Raw genomic sequence first — 14,423 nt, forward strand, 5'->3', positions numbered from 1 at the left:
GCGTTCCATTTTGAAGGCGGACACCCCAGCAGTGCCCTGAGTGACCCAAACGAGGCGTAGGCTGTCCGGTTTTTTTGACCGGAAACCAGCTATGCCCACACCAAGGGTCACCATGAGCAAGATTCGACACACATTGCAGTTGCTGCACAGCGGCAACCTCAGCACGCGCCAAATCGGCGCAGCACTGGGCATCTCCAAATCCACCGTCAGTGACATCGCCAGCTACACCCGCGCCGCCGGGCTCGACTGGAGTGAAGCCCAGCATTTAAGCGACGAAGAACTCCAGGCCCGGTTGTATCGGCCGCCGGTGGCACGCCAGTCCCGCCAGTTCGAGCCCGATTACGCCGAACTGCACAGCGAACTCAAGCGCGCCGGCGTTACCCTGCAGTTGCTCTGGGAGGAGTACCAGCGCCAGCACCAGGGCGCAGCCTACAAGTACAGCGCCTTTTGCGAGAAGTACCAGCAGTGGGCCAAGCGCCTGAAGCGCTCCATGCGCCAGACCCACGAGGCCGGCGACAAGCTGTTCGTGGACTACGCCGGGCAGACGGTCCCGGTAGTAGACGCCAGCACGGGCGAGATAACGCAGGCGCAGGTGTTCGTGGCCGTGCTGGGCGCGTCGAACTTCACCTACGCCTGCGCCACCCCTGGCCAGAAGGCCGCTGACTGGGTGGCCAGCATCATTGCCGCCCTGGAGTTCATCGGCGGCGTGCCGCGCCTGCTGGTGCCTGACCAGCCACGTGCGCTCATGACCCGGCCGGACCGCTACGAGCCCACCAGCCACCGCTTGTTGGAGGAACTCTCGCAGCACTATAGCCTGGCCGTGCTGCCGGCACGCCCGGCCAAGCCGCGTGACAAGCCCAAGGTGGAAGTGGCCGTGCAGGTGGTCGAGCGCTGGATTCTGGCGCGCCTGCGTCACCAGCGCTTCTTCAGCCTGGGCGCGCTCAACAAGGCAATCGCAGCCCTGTTGCAGGACCTCAACGAGCGCCCGTTCAAGAAGCTGCCAGGCTGCCGCTGCAGTGCGTTCGCCAGTCTGGACCAGCCCGCCCTCAAAGCCTTGCCGGCCACGCGCATGGCCATTGCCCGTTTCAAGCCTGCGCGGGTCAATATCGACTACCACGTCGAACTCGATGGCCACTACTATTCGGCGCCGCACCGCCTGGTGGGCCAGATGGTGGAGTTGCGCATCACGGCCAGCACGGTGGAGGTGCTGCACGGCCAGACCCGCGTGGCCGCCCACACCTTGAACCCACGCCGGGGTGCGCACACCACCACGCCCGAGCACATGCCCGCCTCGCACCGGGCGCACCTGCAGTGGACACCGGCCAAGCTCATCGCCTGGGCCGAGCGCGTTGGCGCTGCCACGGCTGCCGTGGTGCGCTGGCAGATGGAGCACCGCGCCCACCCCGAGCAGGGTTACCGCTCCTGCCTGGGACTCATGCGCCTGGGCCGTGAGTACGGTCCCGACCGACTGGAAGCCGCTTGCGCCCGTGCCCAATCGATTCGCGCCCCGCACTACAAAAGCATCGCCTCCATCCTGAGCTTCGGGCTGGACCAGCGCGCGCTCGATGCGCCCATTGCCACCCAGGCGAGCCTGCCGCTGCACGAGAACGTGCGTGGGCCGGACTACTACCACTGAGCCGGCCCGACAACATCAGGAACCAAATATGCTCCACGAACAGACCCTGCAACAACTGCGCACCCTGCGCCTGGACGGCATGGCCGCCGCCTTGGCCGACCCGGCCAGTCAAATCGGTGCTGCCGAACTGCCCTTTGAACAACGCCTGGCCCTGCTGGTGCAGCGTGAGGTGGATTGGCGCGACACCAAACGCCTGGAGCGCCTGCTCAAAACCGCCCGGCTGAAGGTTTCCTCGGCCTGCCTGGAGGATATTGACTGGAGAAGCAGCCGCGGACTCAGGCGCGAAATCATTGGCGAGCTGGCCGGCGGCGATTGGCTGCGCCATGGTCATAACGTGCTACTCACCGGCGCCACCGGTTGCGGCAAAACCTGGCTGGCGTGCGCGCTGGGCCAGCAAGCAGCCCGCCTGGGATTCTCCGTGCTCTACGTTCGCGCTCCTCGATTGCTCGAGGAGTTGCATGTGGCCCATGGCGATGGCAGCTTTGCACGCCGGCTCGCTCAGCTGGCCAGGCTGGACCTGCTGATACTCGACGACTTTGCCATCGCCCCAATAGACGCGCACGAGCGCAATGATTTGCTGGAGTTGCTCGATGACCGGGTGGGCAGCCGTTCCACGCTCGTCACCAGCCAGCTGCCTGTTGCCTCCTGGCATGCCTGGCTGGACGAGCCCACCCTGGCCGATGCCATCCTGGACCGCATCGTGCACGGCTCGCACAAGATGGCCCTCAAGGGCGAGTCCCTGAGAAAACGCGCCAGCGCCGCGTGAGCCAGCCCGCCGTCGCTTCAGTCCACGGCCATCGCGGACAGTTGCGATACGATTGACACCGTCACTCAGGACACCTGCGCTCGGTGTCCGCCATCGCATGGAATGCTGTCCGCGATGAATCTGGAATCACTGTCCGCCATCAATGGAATGCGCACCCAGGAACCAGATGCCTCGCAAGGCGTCAGCGTGCTCCTGGTCGAACTGGTCGAACTGGTCAAGCTGGTTGATAGGGTTCATATACGGTCTGTAGGCCTTTTTCAACGGCTAAAAATCTCCCTGGGGTTCTTGGGCGACTATGTCGCATGGTCTGATGGCAAGGCAGTGTCGCTGGCGACCTCGATCACCAGCGCGGGATCGAAAAATGGGTTCTCGAACGATGAGTCCCGACGCCGGTACCCCCGGGGGTTGCTGACGACCCTGCACTGGCCTCTACGGTAATCGAACCTGCTGTGCGTGTGGCCATGCACCCAAAGGCTGGGCACGGCAAAAAACTCGTCCGGCAGGTGGCTCACGAAGGCCGGCGTCAACCAGTCGGCACCGTAGCGCTCAGCAACCGAGCCGATTGAAGGCGCGTGGTGCGTGACCACCACCGTCAACCCTTCGAAAGGCTGGGCCAGCTGGCGGCGCAGCCAGTCGCGGTCTATCCAGTGCATCGCCAGCGCGTCGGCTGCTTGCAGCTGCCGGGTCTGTTCGTGGAACCGCAGACGGTTCATGCTGGGCGACAAGACCTCGATGAGTCTGAAGTCGTTCATGCAGCGGTTGGCTTCAAGCAAGGCGCGGCCAACGTCGACTTCCGACTGGCCCGAAGGCTGGCGAACCGGCAGCTGGAAATCGGTCCACAAGGTGCAGCCCAGAAAGCGTACGCCGTCGATGACGACGCCGTCGCGGTCCAGCAGGTGGACGTTGCTCCCTGCGGCTGCCTGCTTCATCTGGGCGAGCTCGGTGGGAATCAGGCGCCCGTAGAACTCGTGGTTGCCGGGCACTAGAACCACAGGCTTGCCGCCGAAGGTGCTGCCGCGTTGCGCCCAGTGCACCGCCTTGTGGCCGGGGGAATGGATGTCGCCGGCCAGGATGACGACGTCATAGGCATCAAGCGTGAGACGGGGCGGCAAGGTCAGCGATATGCCGAGCTCGAGGTGGAGGTCGCTGAGCACCAGGATTTTCACGGCAGGATCCTCCTTGAATCGGGCCTGCATGGCCAAGTAAATGTCATGCCGCGTTCCCGGACATCGTCACCGGGGAAACGCTGGACAGTCATTCATCGCGTCAGGAGCCATTGAAGGCCACAAACGCGTGACAGCGTATGGACGCTTTGCCGTCGAGCCCGCGAACCAGCTCGAACGTCTTCGCCGAAAACACCATCAGGGTGACGTTGTTCTCGATCAAACCCTCCGCTATATCCAACCCCCTGGCGTAATACTCACCGAACACTTCGCTTGCGTTCGTGCGCAACTCGTCCGCGCTTTGCGCATGCCCGATGTAAGCCATCAGACTGCGCCCCTCGCCGGTGGCAAAGTAGTCCATCCATCCTGTCCAGATTGTGTACATTTCAATCTCCTGTGCTATCGATCAATGTTGTGCAACTTATTCCCGGAGCCACCCGGCGTCACTCTGCGCGAGCCTTCATGACGCGCCGCGCCCGTACTCCCAGTCTTCTGGCTCTTCCGGTAAAAGCCAGCTTCGCAGTCCCTCCCTGGGAGCGCTACCCAGCAGTTGCGAGAGCCAGGGCTCAGGGAAGTGGCGCTGCACGAACCTGAGCGTGTGCCTTGTCTCCTGGGTGCCCTGGTGCGAAAACTGAAGGCGCGTCCACAGCGCGCTCGCACCCACCAGGGCCTCGCTCGCCGCCTGCGGGAGCCCAGGCGCGTCGGCCTCGATCCATTCGAGGATTTGGTCTGGTCGCGGGTAGGTCAACAGCAGGCGCTGCGCTGCGGCGCGAAGGGAGTCCTCAATCGTCTCGTCCGAGAGCATCTCGCCGAGGAACTCGAACCCCCAGCGCAACGAGCGCGTGCGTTCATCGGGCATGGTCATGATCGTGCTCCAAGTTCCAAGTGGTGGTGGCAAGCGGTAAATGGCAACTGGCAACGATTCAGCGGCGCGCATGTTCATCGCAGGCCACGTGACGCCATCCCTCGGTGTTGCGCTTTCGTCCCGGTGAGCCGCACTGCTGGCACAGCGTCAAGCAACGGGCGGCAGCCGCGTCGATGATCTCGCTCGCGCGCGCCCTGACGGTGTCGGGAATCGCGGACGAACGCAGGGACACGTATTGCGGCGTGTCCGCGACAACTTCGAGCGATCCAATGGACGGCTCGTCCAGGCGCACGTAAATCCGGAAATCACCGAACTTTTCCTTGAACTGCATGATCGAGATCGGCACACCAGTCTTGTCGGACAGCAAGGCAAGGGCCTCCAGGGCCTGCGCCGCCACAGCGTCCCAGCCGTCGGGGACAAAACTTTCAATCTGCGGGCGCAGGTGCGGCAGGCGGGCGATGACGGCGTTGGTCAAAGGGGTGCCAGGATCTTCATTGTGTTGGCTCATAAGAGGTGGCCCTGAGGGCGTCCTTTGGTGAATCGGGACCGGTGAAGGTTGGGCGACGTCGACGGCGACGGTGTCATGGCGTGGTGTGTCATGATGATCAGTGCTTGATCCTCTGACCCGGTGCGTCAAGCCACCTAGCAATCGCCGACTGCATCGCCCGGCGCAGTTGGCGCAGCGAGGTCATCCGCGGCGGCAGCAGTCGTTCGAACGGCACGCCTTGCAGCGCGCCCGATGCCAGGCCCCATTCCGCCTCGATGTCGCGCGCCACGAAAGGCGCGACGCTTCGAAGCTCGGGCACCGTCGGCGCGCGCACGTCGACCATCCGGAACCGGCTTTTGAGGGCGCCGGGCATCCACGTCGTCTGGTTGCACGTGGCGATGTAGAGCATGCCGCTCAGGTCGCACTCGGTTTGAAGGTAACCGTCTGGCCAGTGGCGCGCGTCCTCGGGCTCCAGCAGGCTCAGCAGGGCGCTTTCGACGGGCGGGCTGTTCTTCGTGCCGTTGGCCGGCTTGTCCAGCTCGTCCAGGATGATCAGGGCCGACGCCGTGCCCTTGAGCAGCGGGCGCAGCAGCGGCGAAGGCTGGCCCGTGCTCCAGCCTCGACTGGTGCCCAGGATCGACATCGCGTCGGTGGCGCCCCCAAGTTTCAAGACCATGGTTTGCAGCTCGAACACTTCGCCCAGGCGCCTGGCCAGCCGGGTCTTGCCGGTGCCCGGCGGGCCGCACAGCAGCAGCGGCGTGAACGCCAGCCGCACGGAGCCGAACTGCTTGCGCGCGCGCAGCTGCCCGAACACGGCTTCCAGGGCGTTGGCGGCCCACGGGAATTCCTGCCGCAGCTGAAAGTGCATGCTTGACAGCGTCTCGAGCGGGGGTAGGGCGGCCAGCGGCAGCGGCCTTTGCAGGATCGCGTATGGCTTGAGGAAGTCCCGATCGGCGCTGTCGGTGGGCTGGACGATGGTGCCCTTGATGACGACATGCATCAGGGACGATTCCGAAGTCGGTGGCGCCGCAGCATCGCGCCCAGCCGGAAGGTCGGATTTCGAACGGACCACCCGCTCGGCTTCGCCTGCCAACGCGTGGTCAATCCTGTTCATGGCCGCTTCGCCATACAGCGCAGGCTCATGCAAGTGAACAAGCGCAACCTTCGTCAATGCCTTCCAAAGGCTCTTTCCGGTGGAGCGAAACACCCGCAGCCTGGCCGCTGGCAGCTCTGCCGGGTTCACGTTGTGCCTGCCGAGCACGCTGTAGAGCCTGAGCAGGCGGATGCCGGCCAGGCGCTCTGGCTCGGGCAGGCTGGTCAGTTCACCTCGCGACCTGGCGCTCATGTGCGCCACGGCTTCGCTCAGCACAATCATTGCGGTGGACAGCGCCTGACCTTCCTGCGGCTGCCCGGCCTTGCTGCCCCGGATCGTCGGGATGCCGACCACCATGCCTGCGATTTTTTCTTCCTCTACGTGGGCGTTGACCGTGTCAAGCCTGGCCAGGAACAAGATCTCGGCCACCCGCAGGCAGCGGTCCAGCGCCCAGTTGTGCTGGGCGATCTCCTCGATGAGCTGCCAGCGCCGGGGCAGCTCGATGAAGCCGTGGTCGTACAGTACGCACATCGACGCCAGCGCGTCGGCGCGCTGCCCGGCCGTGCGGCGCTTGTCCACGGCCCAGCAAGCCAGGGCCTGCAAGTCCTCGAACTCGCTGGGCGCGAGTGCCCCGTAGGGCATGAGGCGCAGCATCGGGTGACGAAAGCGGGTCGGAACGGCCGCCAGGATCTGGCGGCGGCTCGGACGGCGGGCTTCGGGCGGGATCAACACAATGGTCTCTCACTCGTTCTTTTACTCATCGGCACAGCTGTGGGCGCCGTTGCGCACGGCTGCCGCCTGGGCCTGCACGCGTTCAACGCAATTCCTTGCCAGACGTAGGTGGGGTGTCCTTGGGCAGCATCAAACGTTGCCCGCGTTGTCCGGAGCAGGCGCACCGCGGTAGTGCCCTTCACCAGACCAGTGAACGACCGAAGGGCACAAACTGAACATTCCGTCATCGTCCACCCCCAGCAAATGACCGCCTTGCCCGCGCAAGACAATCAAGGGGCGGCCGCCGGGCGTTTGCGCTGTCCAGCTTGCCACCTCAGCGATGCGGTCCATGTAGCACATGCTTGGACCCGCCGAGTCTGCCGCCAGTACCCAAAGCTGCGAGATGCAGGGACTGTGCTTGGACAGTTCGTCGAACGCTTCAGCCGTGGGCGAAATGATGAGATAACGCCCATGCGGCGGCGCGGAGCCCTCCGGCATTGCATTTTGGAGACAAGCGATCACCACCGCTTCCGATTCCCAATAACGCAGGGGTACGCCATCGTCAGGAGCAATGCTTGTCTCGGTTTCGACAACTTTCGGCTTTTTGGAAGCGGACTGTGCCACAGCAGTGGCGGAGGGATGACGAGTCTTCATTGATCTTTCCTCACGCAATATGGACGCGTATTTGGCTATTCAGGTTAGACAGGAAAATGTGGCGTATAAACCGTGGCGTATAAACCGTGGCGTATAAGCCGTGGCGTATAAGCCGTGGACTATATTCCCTCTGTATTCGATAGTCAAGTGATGACACGTGCACAACAAAATGACGCCTTAGCTAAGGTATTTGCGGCTTTGCTGCGCGAGTCTCGACTAGAAGTCGGCTTAAGCCAGGAGCAGTTGGCACTACGTGCTGTCGTTGACCGCACCTTCGTCAGCAAAATTGAATTGGCAAAGACGCAGCTGTCACTTTCTGTTTTCTTTTCGCTCGCTTATGCAGTAGGCAAGAAACCAGAAGACTTGATAGCGGAAGTGCAACGAAGGTTGGCAAGCACAAGTGAATTTGTTGAGCGGACAGGAGCGGTCTAATGTGTTGCTGATTTAGCAGCACCTAAGAAACTTTTCTTAGCTGCTTTCAACTCCTGGCCTACGGCTGATTTGAAGAAACCCATGATCCACTTGCGGTTGGCAAGCCTGGCCTAGTGTCGAAGACCTCAGTGGGGAACGCGGCCTGCTGGCGTTGCCCATGGCAGGGCACGGGAACATTACCCGGGAGGTGGTCACTGTGGAAGTTGAGGGATGAAGTTCCATCCAGCCCGTTGCAACTCAAACTAACAGGGCAGCTACAGGAATGTCAGTCGGCCAAGTGCACACCTGGCAGAAACTCGATGCCGGTGCGCCTGACCAGCTCACCATAACTGATGGCGCCGAAGCCCGGGTGGCGTTGTCGTTGAGGTGCCAGTGCGCCCAGGCCTTGTGCTTGTTCTCGTCGTACACGAGCTTGAACAGGTAGGTGGGCACGCGCACCTGGCCCGGGCCGATGCCTTTACTTTGGGCGATGCTCGGGGCATAGACCGGGCCAGTGATCACGTACACGTCACCCGTCGCCCTGGCCGCGTATTTTTTGGTGGCATCTTCGACCGACACACGCCAGGCGCCCTGGTTGTGCTGGGGCGCCTGGGGGACCATGTTGGCCAGCGAAAAGCTCTGGGCCATGGCCTGCGCCGTGGGTGTCTGGACTGCTGGGGCAAGGTGGCCCCTGTCGTATCCACTGCCTCGATAGTCCTCGAGTGTGGCCCGTTCGGCCGCGCGCAGGCGCGCATCGGCAAAGAACTTGTTGGTGCGCTTCTCATCGGCGTCCGCGACCAGCGCGCGGTTGAGCTTTTGCGCCACGTACACCGCCGTCTTGCTCTCGCCCGAATGCAGGATGGCAAAGGCGTCGTAGCACAGCGCGCGCTACATCGGCCGAGGGGCGACCACGGGCGGCGTGCCGCCAGCGAAAAACTGCGAACAAGCCGAAAAGTCCCCGCTGGCGTTCCCCATGCGGGCTGCGGAGGGCGCAGACGGCCTGGAGGCGCTGCCAGGCGCACTGGTGGATTGGCCCGCGGCCTTCTCCAAATCCCTTGCCAGTTTTTCAAGAGCATTGCCTGCAGCCTCAATGGGCTTGGCTGGGATGTCGGCACAGGAATGCAGCGACAGGCCCAGGGCCAGGATCAGGCCAACCGGGATCAGGCGCAGCTTGCTGCGGGAACGCGCCGCTGGTTTTCGTTTTTTCATCAAGGGGAGGGCGAAAGCGAGGAAGGGAGGAAGGAAGGAAGGAAGAAACAAAGAAAGAAGATGAAGGCCAGCCAGCAGCCGCGGCCTGCGCAAAGAAGGTGAACTGGAGGGAGAGCGCTGGCAGGACCGGGATTGTGCCGGACAAAGGGGAGCGAAAAAGCCTCAAGGGCACGTTTGTGTAGCAAGCAAGGTCTGTGGCGTCACTGGCCTGTAATGCCCTTCAGGCCAGCGCCGTCGGAATGTCGGCCCAGCGGGCCATGTAGTCGGGCGTTCGCCTCTCCTGGCGCATCGACCAGGCGCGGTCAATGCCCTGCGGGCCGCTGCTGGCGAGCGCCACCGTGCCCCGGCCATACCGCGCATTGAGCCGGTCCATCGTCCCCATCAGCGCGCTGCGCTGGTTGCCTTCTCCATCACTATCACTATCGCCATCGCCGCCGAGCGCCAGCTCGTGCTGCTCCACGCTGCCGTCCTGCAAGTCGAGCAGCATCACGCCAGCCTTGGCGTAGCAGTACCCGGCCCGAAAGATCAGCTGCAAGCCATGCACGGCCGCCTGCACGATCGCGCGGCTGTCCGACGAGGGCCGGCGCAGCGGCACCGTGATCGAGCGCGAGTACTGCGGGTGCTGGCGCCGAAATGGGCTGGTGTGGATGAACACCAGCACCTGTCCGGCGTGGCTTTGCTGGGTGCGCAGCTTGTGCGCCGCGCGGCTGGCAAAGCAGCTCACCGCCTCGATGAGGTCGGCCCGCTCGGTGACCGGGTGGCCAAAGCTGCGCGTGCAGGCAATTTCTTGTTTGGGCAGCGCCTGGCTTTCGAGCTGCAGGCAGCTTTGCCCCTGCAGCTCGCGCACCGTGCGCTCGAGCACCACCGACCAGCGCCGGCGCACCATGGCCGGGTCCAGCCGGGCCACGTCCAGTGCGCTGCCTAAACCTGCTTCGCGCAGCTGCGCGCCGATGCGCCTGCCAATCCCCCAGACCTCGCCCAGGTCGGTGGCGGCCAGCACGGCGTCCAGGTCGGACGCCGGCAGCGCGGCCAGGTTGCACACCTGGGCAAACTCACTCGGGTAGCTGCCCGGCTTGCGCTCGGCCGTCTTGGCCACATGGTTGGCCAGCTTGGCCAGGGTCTTGGTAGTCCCCACCCCGATGCCGCAGGGAATACCGATTCACTGCAAGAGGCGCGCGCGCACCCGCTGGCAGCGGCCGGTCAGGCCACCCGCCCTGCCCGACATGCCCGACATGCCCACCATGGCCGTCATGCCCGCCAGGTCGATGAAGGACTCGTCGATGCTGTAGATTTCTTGCGCCGGTCCCAGCCCGGCGGCAATGGCCATCATGCGGCCCGAGAGCTCGCCGTAGAGTGCGAAGTTGGCACTCAGCGCAATGACGCCGGCGCCTTCAAGCCGTTGCCGGACCTCGAACCAGGGTTCGCCCATCTTGATGCCCAGCGTGCGGGCTTCGTTGGAGCGGGCAATGGCACAGCCGTCGTTGTTGCTCAGCACGATCACCGGGCGTCCGAGCAAACGGGGCGCGAAGACGCGCTCGCAGGAGACATAAAAGTTGTTGCCATCGACCAGCGCAAACAGGGGGGCGGGCTGGCGGTTCATCGGCCGAAGGGACCGGCGGCGCGCGGACCAGCGTCTTCTTGCCCGGTGTCTTCTTGCCCAGCGTCACGCGCGCCATGGCATTCGGCCAGGCTGCGCGGCGCCAGACGACGCCGGATCGAGGCGGTGACCACGCCGATGATCACCAGCTCCTGGCCGTCCTGAAAGACCATCTCGCCAAACTCGGGGTTGGCCGGCATCAGCTTGATGCAGCCGCCCTGGCGGTGCAGGATCTTGATGGTGAACTGGTTGTCCACCAGCGCCACCACCACGTGGCCATGCCGGGGCGTCAAGGCGCGGTTGACCACCACGATGTCCTGGTCGCAAATGTGCTCCAGGACCAGCGACCAGCCGCTGACCTGCATGAAGAACGTCGCCAGCGGGTGCGTGATCAAGAGGTCATTGAGGTCCAGGCCCTTGAGGGCGAAATCGTCCGCCGGCGAGGGAAAGCCGGCTGGAATGCGGCCCTCGACCATTGCCAGCGTCAAGCGCGGCGGATGGCAGGCGGCCGGTATGGCCTCAGGCGCTGGACCGTGCATGGCGGCGAAGGTTCCCGCCCAAGCGAATGCCGCCCCCTTCACCTTTCGGCCCGGGCCGCGCGCAGCGCCATGCGGTCGAGCTCGGCGCAGATGTCGGCGATCTTGCCGGACATGACCATGCGCCCGGCGCAGTCGGCCTGGAGCGCGGAATCTGACTCGCGAACGACGCGCAGGGCGCTGCCGTGTCCTGCCTGGGGGAGGGGGGCGCCTTGCCGCCCACCGGCTGATGGCCCCATGGCAAAGGTCGCCTCATTGCTGGCCAGCGTAGCGGGCGTGAAGGCCCGCGCCACGCCGGCCGCACGCGGAGCCGGGTTGGTTCCTGCTTGCACCTGCTGGCGTACTTCGCGTGGTGCGGGCGCCCGGTCCGGCAGATCTGTCAAGTTGACCAGGTGGCCAAGCGAATCCCCCAGTGAGTCCCGCACCCGCCCGAGCCACGGCGCCAGGGCCTGCACCGGCCTGAGCCAGGAGGGCTGGGCGGAGGCGGGCACTGCATTGGAAAAACCGATGATTCTCATACTGAACTCCTTTTGGGTAAGGGCGGGCAAGGGCTGACACAGGCACGCGCAGGTCCGCCTAAAGGGGCAGGCCCATTCGTTTGAACAAGGTGCTGGCTTTTCGGAAACCTACCGGCCCGCCAGCACGAGGGCAGGAAACAGGGGGCGGCCGGGCGGCTACATCGCCATGCGCGTGCGGATCAGGCCGACGGCCAGGCCTTCGAGCGCAAACGGCTCGCCGGGGCGCACCACGATGGGCTCGAAGTCGGGGTTTTCCGGCAGCAGCTCGATGCCGCGGCGGGTGCGGTGAAAGCGCTTGACGGTGACCTCCTCGCCCAGGCGGGCGACGACGATCTGGCCGTTCACCGCTTCACTGGCCTGCTTGACGCCCAGCAGGTCGCCGTCCAGGATGCCGGCGCCCTGCATGCTCATGCCGCGCACCGTGAGCAGGTAGTCGGGGGTTTGCGAAAACAAGCTGGGCTCGACCTGGTAGGTTCGCTCGATATGTTCTTGCGCCAGGATCGGGCTGCCGGCGGCCACGCGCCCGACCAGCGGCAGGGCCAGCCGGCCCAGGCCCTGCAGGGGAGAAAACAGCGGGTGCATGCGCGACACGTCCCGCGATGCATGGATGGCCTGCAGGGCAGGCGTGCGCAGCCGGATACCGCGCGAGGTGCCGCTGACCAGCTCGATGACGCCCTTTTTGGCCAGGGCCCTGAGGTGCTCTTCGGCAGCGTTGGGCGAGCGAAAGCCCAGCTCGGTGGCGATTTCCGCCCGGGTGGGCGGCGCGCCTGTGCGGGCGATGGCGTTGCGGATTAGCTCCAGGATCTGGGCCTGCCGGGCGGTCAACCGGGGTCCTTCAGGGGACAGACCGGAAAAATCAGTGAATGGACTCATTGCGTTTGACTCCTTGGGGCCAGGGCCAACTGGCCATGTGCACGGTGCGCCAGTTGAAGAAAAGCTGTGTATAAATGTACAGTAACTGTAGTTTTATACAGCTTTCGGTAAAAAGCAAGGATGCACGAAGAAAACTTTTGCAGCCGGTCGTCCCTGGGCAACGGTGGACCGGTGGCAGGCCTGGTCATGAAACCGGCAGGCCGGCGTCATCAATGCGGTCTTAGGCAGGCGAATGACAGCAAATTTGGAACGGGTCACTGACCCGTTCACGCGCTGCGAATGATCAATTCCGGGCGCTGCGAAAGGGGAGGGTGATCCCCTCACGGTAAATGCCCAGCAGGCTGGTGGCCGTGAAGCCGAGCTGCTGCACCAGAAGTCCGTTGCGCCCAATGCCCAGGGCAAATCCGACCATGGCAATATTGGCCACGAGAAACGCCACCCAGCCGTACCGGGAAAGGAGGGTATGCGTGGCCAGCAACAACGCACCCATCAAGCCGCACAATGAGCCAGACCATTCGAGGATCGCCACCCAGTCCACCCAGTCCACCCAGTCCGCCATGTCAGCCTTGCCTTGCGTTCTTTTTTTGTTTTGAAAAGCGATTGCCCCTGATCAGGTCCGTTGCTTGGGGACACGGATTTTTCGAAACTTCCATTTGACATAAGGCCAGTCGGGGCGGGTAAGGCTGGATGGCTAGGTTGCGACCCCAAGTGGGCCTTCGTAGAATTTCTAGAAAGCGGCTATCGGCACCATATGCAAGTCCAATGGACTGGATCTACGAATAACCAAAGCTGCAAGCGATTTACAGAATTTTTGTGTGTCCAGTATGTGCAGCAGTGACCAGCGCACATAGAGCCGGTTTTGTTCTGAACTTTGTTCTGAACATTCGTTAGCCTTAAAGATTGCGCTTCCTTGTTCATGTACTGCTAAGAGTAGCAAAGGAGTCCCATGCCTCGCGCGATCGTATTCACGGCCAAGGCAGCCAAGCCACCTGCCGCTTACAGCCAGGCGGTCAAGGCCGCAGGACTGGTGTTCGTTTCCGGCACGGCCCCGATTGACCCATCGACCGGGAGCATCAAGGGCGCGACAGTGCAGGAACAAACTGGGCAGTGCTTGAGAAACATTGCAGCAATCCTTGATGAGGCCGGGAGCTCGATGGACAAGTTTGTCAGTGTGACCATCGTGCTCGCCGACGAGGATGACTTTGCAGGAATGAACGAGGAATACATCAAGTGGTTTCCCTCCAATCCACCCGCTCGCCAAGGCGCAAAGCTCCCCGTGCGCATCCCAGGACTCAAGGTCTCAATTGCGGCAATCGCTGAGGCCTGACCCATCTTCGTTGCAGCTGACAGAGCGGCGCACCGCTTCGCGCCGGCGGCTCGGTTCCAGCCCCTCACCGCTCAGCAACTGAACTCTGGCGTTTAAGCGTAAGTGCAAGCCGATTTGAAGATGGCTTTTCGAGCTGCTCAACTTCCGCTTTGGGGCCTCAAGCGCTCTCCCATGTTGACCATCAAACGGTAGCAAGAGTGAAAACACTCCGCAAAGCCACGCCAGCCCTCAAAACCGTATTCCTTAATGTACGATTTTTTCCGTTTCCTGAAGTGACCCCTTGCTCAGAAGATCGTAGACAGGCTCTAAATGCTCATACACCCGTTCCGCCTGTTTCGTGGTCAAGCCGGCCATCTGCAGCGCATGCCGCATTGACCATTTAAAGATTATGTACGGTAACGCACATATTTTTTCCACCTAGCGTGTTAGCTTGTCCGTTAAGCTTTCAAGCGACTGGCGTGGCGGCATTTGTTTTGACCGGTCAAGTTTTTTTTGGCATCAAATAGGAATTTTGAGCGCACTCCCAAAGTGAAAGAAGCTTTATATTCAGCAGCAAAATATTTGGCGCTTTGCGCGC

Annotated in this window: 16 protein-coding genes and 1 pseudogene; 4 read left to right on the forward strand and 13 right to left on the reverse strand. The window is 63.2% G+C overall.

Going from position 1 to position 14,423, the window contains the following annotated elements; translation table 11 throughout:
* Window positions 1-91 precede the first annotated feature (91 nt).
* Both istA and istB read left to right on the forward strand, forming a co-directional pair.
* On the forward strand, window positions 92-1,636 hold the full coding sequence (istA, locus tag GZ092_RS10665) for an IS21 family transposase (protein ID WP_293636372.1): 1,545 nt from the start codon (window positions 92-94) through the stop codon (window positions 1,634-1,636).
* A gap of 28 nt (window positions 1,637-1,664) precedes the next feature.
* Window positions 1,665-2,402 carry an IS21-like element helper ATPase IstB gene (istB, locus tag GZ092_RS10670; protein ID WP_293636373.1) on the forward strand — a complete coding sequence of 246 codons (738 nt, stop codon included), beginning with the start codon at window positions 1,665-1,667 and terminating at the stop codon, window positions 2,400-2,402.
* A gap of 293 nt (window positions 2,403-2,695) precedes the next feature.
* On the opposite strand, the gene GZ092_RS10675 is transcribed toward istB, so the two are convergent.
* The 6 genes from GZ092_RS10675 to GZ092_RS10700 all read right to left on the reverse strand — a co-directional run bounded on the left by GZ092_RS10675 (window position 2,696) and on the right by GZ092_RS10700 (window position 7,375).
* On the reverse strand, window positions 2,696-3,568 hold the full coding sequence (locus GZ092_RS10675) for a metallophosphoesterase (RefSeq protein ID WP_293636374.1): 873 nt from the start codon (window positions 3,566-3,568) through the stop codon (window positions 2,696-2,698).
* Window positions 3,569-3,668: 100 nt separating this feature from the next.
* The gene (locus tag GZ092_RS10680; RefSeq protein ID WP_293636375.1) at window positions 3,669-3,950 is read right to left on the reverse strand and encodes a hypothetical protein; all 282 of its coding nucleotides are present in this window, start codon (window positions 3,948-3,950) and stop codon (window positions 3,669-3,671) included.
* A 75-nt stretch (window positions 3,951-4,025) separates the two neighbouring features.
* Window positions 4,026-4,430: a BPSL0761 family protein gene (locus tag GZ092_RS10685; RefSeq protein ID WP_293636376.1), complete on the reverse strand. Its 405-nt coding sequence runs from the start codon at window positions 4,428-4,430 to the stop codon at window positions 4,026-4,028.
* A 58-nt stretch (window positions 4,431-4,488) separates the two neighbouring features.
* The gene (locus GZ092_RS10690) at window positions 4,489-4,938 is read right to left on the reverse strand and encodes a hypothetical protein (protein ID WP_293636377.1); all 450 of its coding nucleotides are present in this window, start codon (window positions 4,936-4,938) and stop codon (window positions 4,489-4,491) included.
* A 97-nt stretch (window positions 4,939-5,035) separates the two neighbouring features.
* Window positions 5,036-6,742, reverse strand: coding sequence for an AAA family ATPase (locus GZ092_RS10695; RefSeq protein ID WP_293636378.1), 1,707 nt, complete (start codon window positions 6,740-6,742; stop codon window positions 5,036-5,038).
* Between the two features lie 129 nt (window positions 6,743-6,871).
* Window positions 6,872-7,375 (reverse strand): hypothetical protein, encoded by a 504-nt coding sequence (locus GZ092_RS10700; RefSeq protein ID WP_293636379.1) that lies wholly within the window; start codon window positions 7,373-7,375, stop codon window positions 6,872-6,874.
* A 114-nt stretch (window positions 7,376-7,489) separates the two neighbouring features.
* Here GZ092_RS10700 and GZ092_RS10705 point away from each other — a divergent pair, with 114 nt between their 5' ends.
* Entirely contained in the window at window positions 7,490-7,807 is a 318-nt protein-coding gene (locus GZ092_RS10705) for a helix-turn-helix transcriptional regulator (protein ID WP_293636380.1), read from the forward strand.
* Between the two features lie 237 nt (window positions 7,808-8,044).
* On the opposite strand, the gene GZ092_RS10710 is transcribed toward GZ092_RS10705, so the two are convergent.
* The 7 genes and pseudogenes from GZ092_RS10710 to GZ092_RS10740 form a co-directional block, all read right to left on the reverse strand.
* Window positions 8,045-8,617: a DNA/RNA non-specific endonuclease gene (locus tag GZ092_RS10710; protein WP_293636381.1), complete on the reverse strand. Its 573-nt coding sequence runs from the start codon at window positions 8,615-8,617 to the stop codon at window positions 8,045-8,047.
* Window positions 8,618-8,674: 57 nt separating this feature from the next.
* Window positions 8,675-9,046: a hypothetical protein gene (locus GZ092_RS10715; RefSeq protein WP_293636382.1), complete on the reverse strand. Its 372-nt coding sequence runs from the start codon at window positions 9,044-9,046 to the stop codon at window positions 8,675-8,677.
* Between the two features lie 169 nt (window positions 9,047-9,215).
* Window positions 9,216-10,574: pseudogene (locus GZ092_RS10720) on the reverse strand (Y-family DNA polymerase).
* Window positions 10,575-10,591: 17 nt separating this feature from the next.
* Entirely contained in the window at window positions 10,592-11,131 is a 540-nt protein-coding gene (gene umuD / locus GZ092_RS10725; RefSeq protein ID WP_293636383.1) for a translesion error-prone DNA polymerase V autoproteolytic subunit, read from the reverse strand.
* Between the two features lie 38 nt (window positions 11,132-11,169).
* On the reverse strand, window positions 11,170-11,646 hold the full coding sequence (locus GZ092_RS10730) for a hypothetical protein (RefSeq protein WP_293636384.1): 477 nt from the start codon (window positions 11,644-11,646) through the stop codon (window positions 11,170-11,172).
* Between the two features lie 156 nt (window positions 11,647-11,802).
* Window positions 11,803-12,519 carry a transcriptional repressor LexA gene (gene lexA / locus GZ092_RS10735; RefSeq protein WP_293636385.1) on the reverse strand — a complete coding sequence of 239 codons (717 nt, stop codon included), beginning with the start codon at window positions 12,517-12,519 and terminating at the stop codon, window positions 11,803-11,805.
* A 283-nt stretch (window positions 12,520-12,802) separates the two neighbouring features.
* Complete coding sequence (locus tag GZ092_RS10740; RefSeq protein WP_293636386.1) at window positions 12,803-13,078, reverse strand: hypothetical protein; 276 nt, start codon at window positions 13,076-13,078, stop codon at window positions 12,803-12,805.
* 387 nt (window positions 13,079-13,465) lie between these two features.
* Here GZ092_RS10740 and GZ092_RS10745 point away from each other — a divergent pair, with 387 nt between their 5' ends.
* On the forward strand, window positions 13,466-13,846 hold the full coding sequence (locus GZ092_RS10745) for a RidA family protein (protein ID WP_293636387.1): 381 nt from the start codon (window positions 13,466-13,468) through the stop codon (window positions 13,844-13,846).
* The last annotated feature ends 577 nt before the right edge of the window (window positions 13,847-14,423 follow it).

It is taken from the genome of Polaromonas sp. (assembly GCF_010365105.1).
Classification (GTDB): Bacteria; Pseudomonadota; Gammaproteobacteria; order Burkholderiales; family Burkholderiaceae_C; genus Polaromonas.

Coding starts and splice junctions, on each gene's coding strand:
- GZ092_RS10740 (WP_293636386.1), bottom strand. CDS start 13,078: ATGGCGGACTGGGTGGACTGGGTGGACTGGGTGGCGATCCTCGAATGG.
- GZ092_RS10730 (WP_293636384.1), bottom strand. CDS start 11,646: ATGAGAATCATCGGTTTTTCCAATGCAGTGCCCGCCTCCGCCCAGCCC.
- umuD (WP_293636383.1), bottom strand. CDS start 11,131: ATGCACGGTCCAGCGCCTGAGGCCATACCGGCCGCCTGCCATCCGCCG.
- istB (WP_293636373.1), top strand. CDS start 1,665: ATGCTCCACGAACAGACCCTGCAACAACTGCGCACCCTGCGCCTGGAC.
- GZ092_RS10700 (WP_293636379.1), bottom strand. CDS start 7,375: ATGAAGACTCGTCATCCCTCCGCCACTGCTGTGGCACAGTCCGCTTCC.
- istA (WP_293636372.1), top strand. CDS start 92: ATGCCCACACCAAGGGTCACCATGAGCAAGATTCGACACACATTGCAG.
- GZ092_RS10680 (WP_293636375.1), bottom strand. CDS start 3,950: ATGTACACAATCTGGACAGGATGGATGGACTACTTTGCCACCGGCGAG.
- GZ092_RS10685 (WP_293636376.1), bottom strand. CDS start 4,430: ATGACCATGCCCGATGAACGCACGCGCTCGTTGCGCTGGGGGTTCGAG.
- GZ092_RS10690 (WP_293636377.1), bottom strand. CDS start 4,938: ATGAGCCAACACAATGAAGATCCTGGCACCCCTTTGACCAACGCCGTC.
- lexA (WP_293636385.1), bottom strand. CDS start 12,519: ATGAGTCCATTCACTGATTTTTCCGGTCTGTCCCCTGAAGGACCCCGG.
- GZ092_RS10745 (WP_293636387.1), top strand. CDS start 13,466: ATGCCTCGCGCGATCGTATTCACGGCCAAGGCAGCCAAGCCACCTGCC.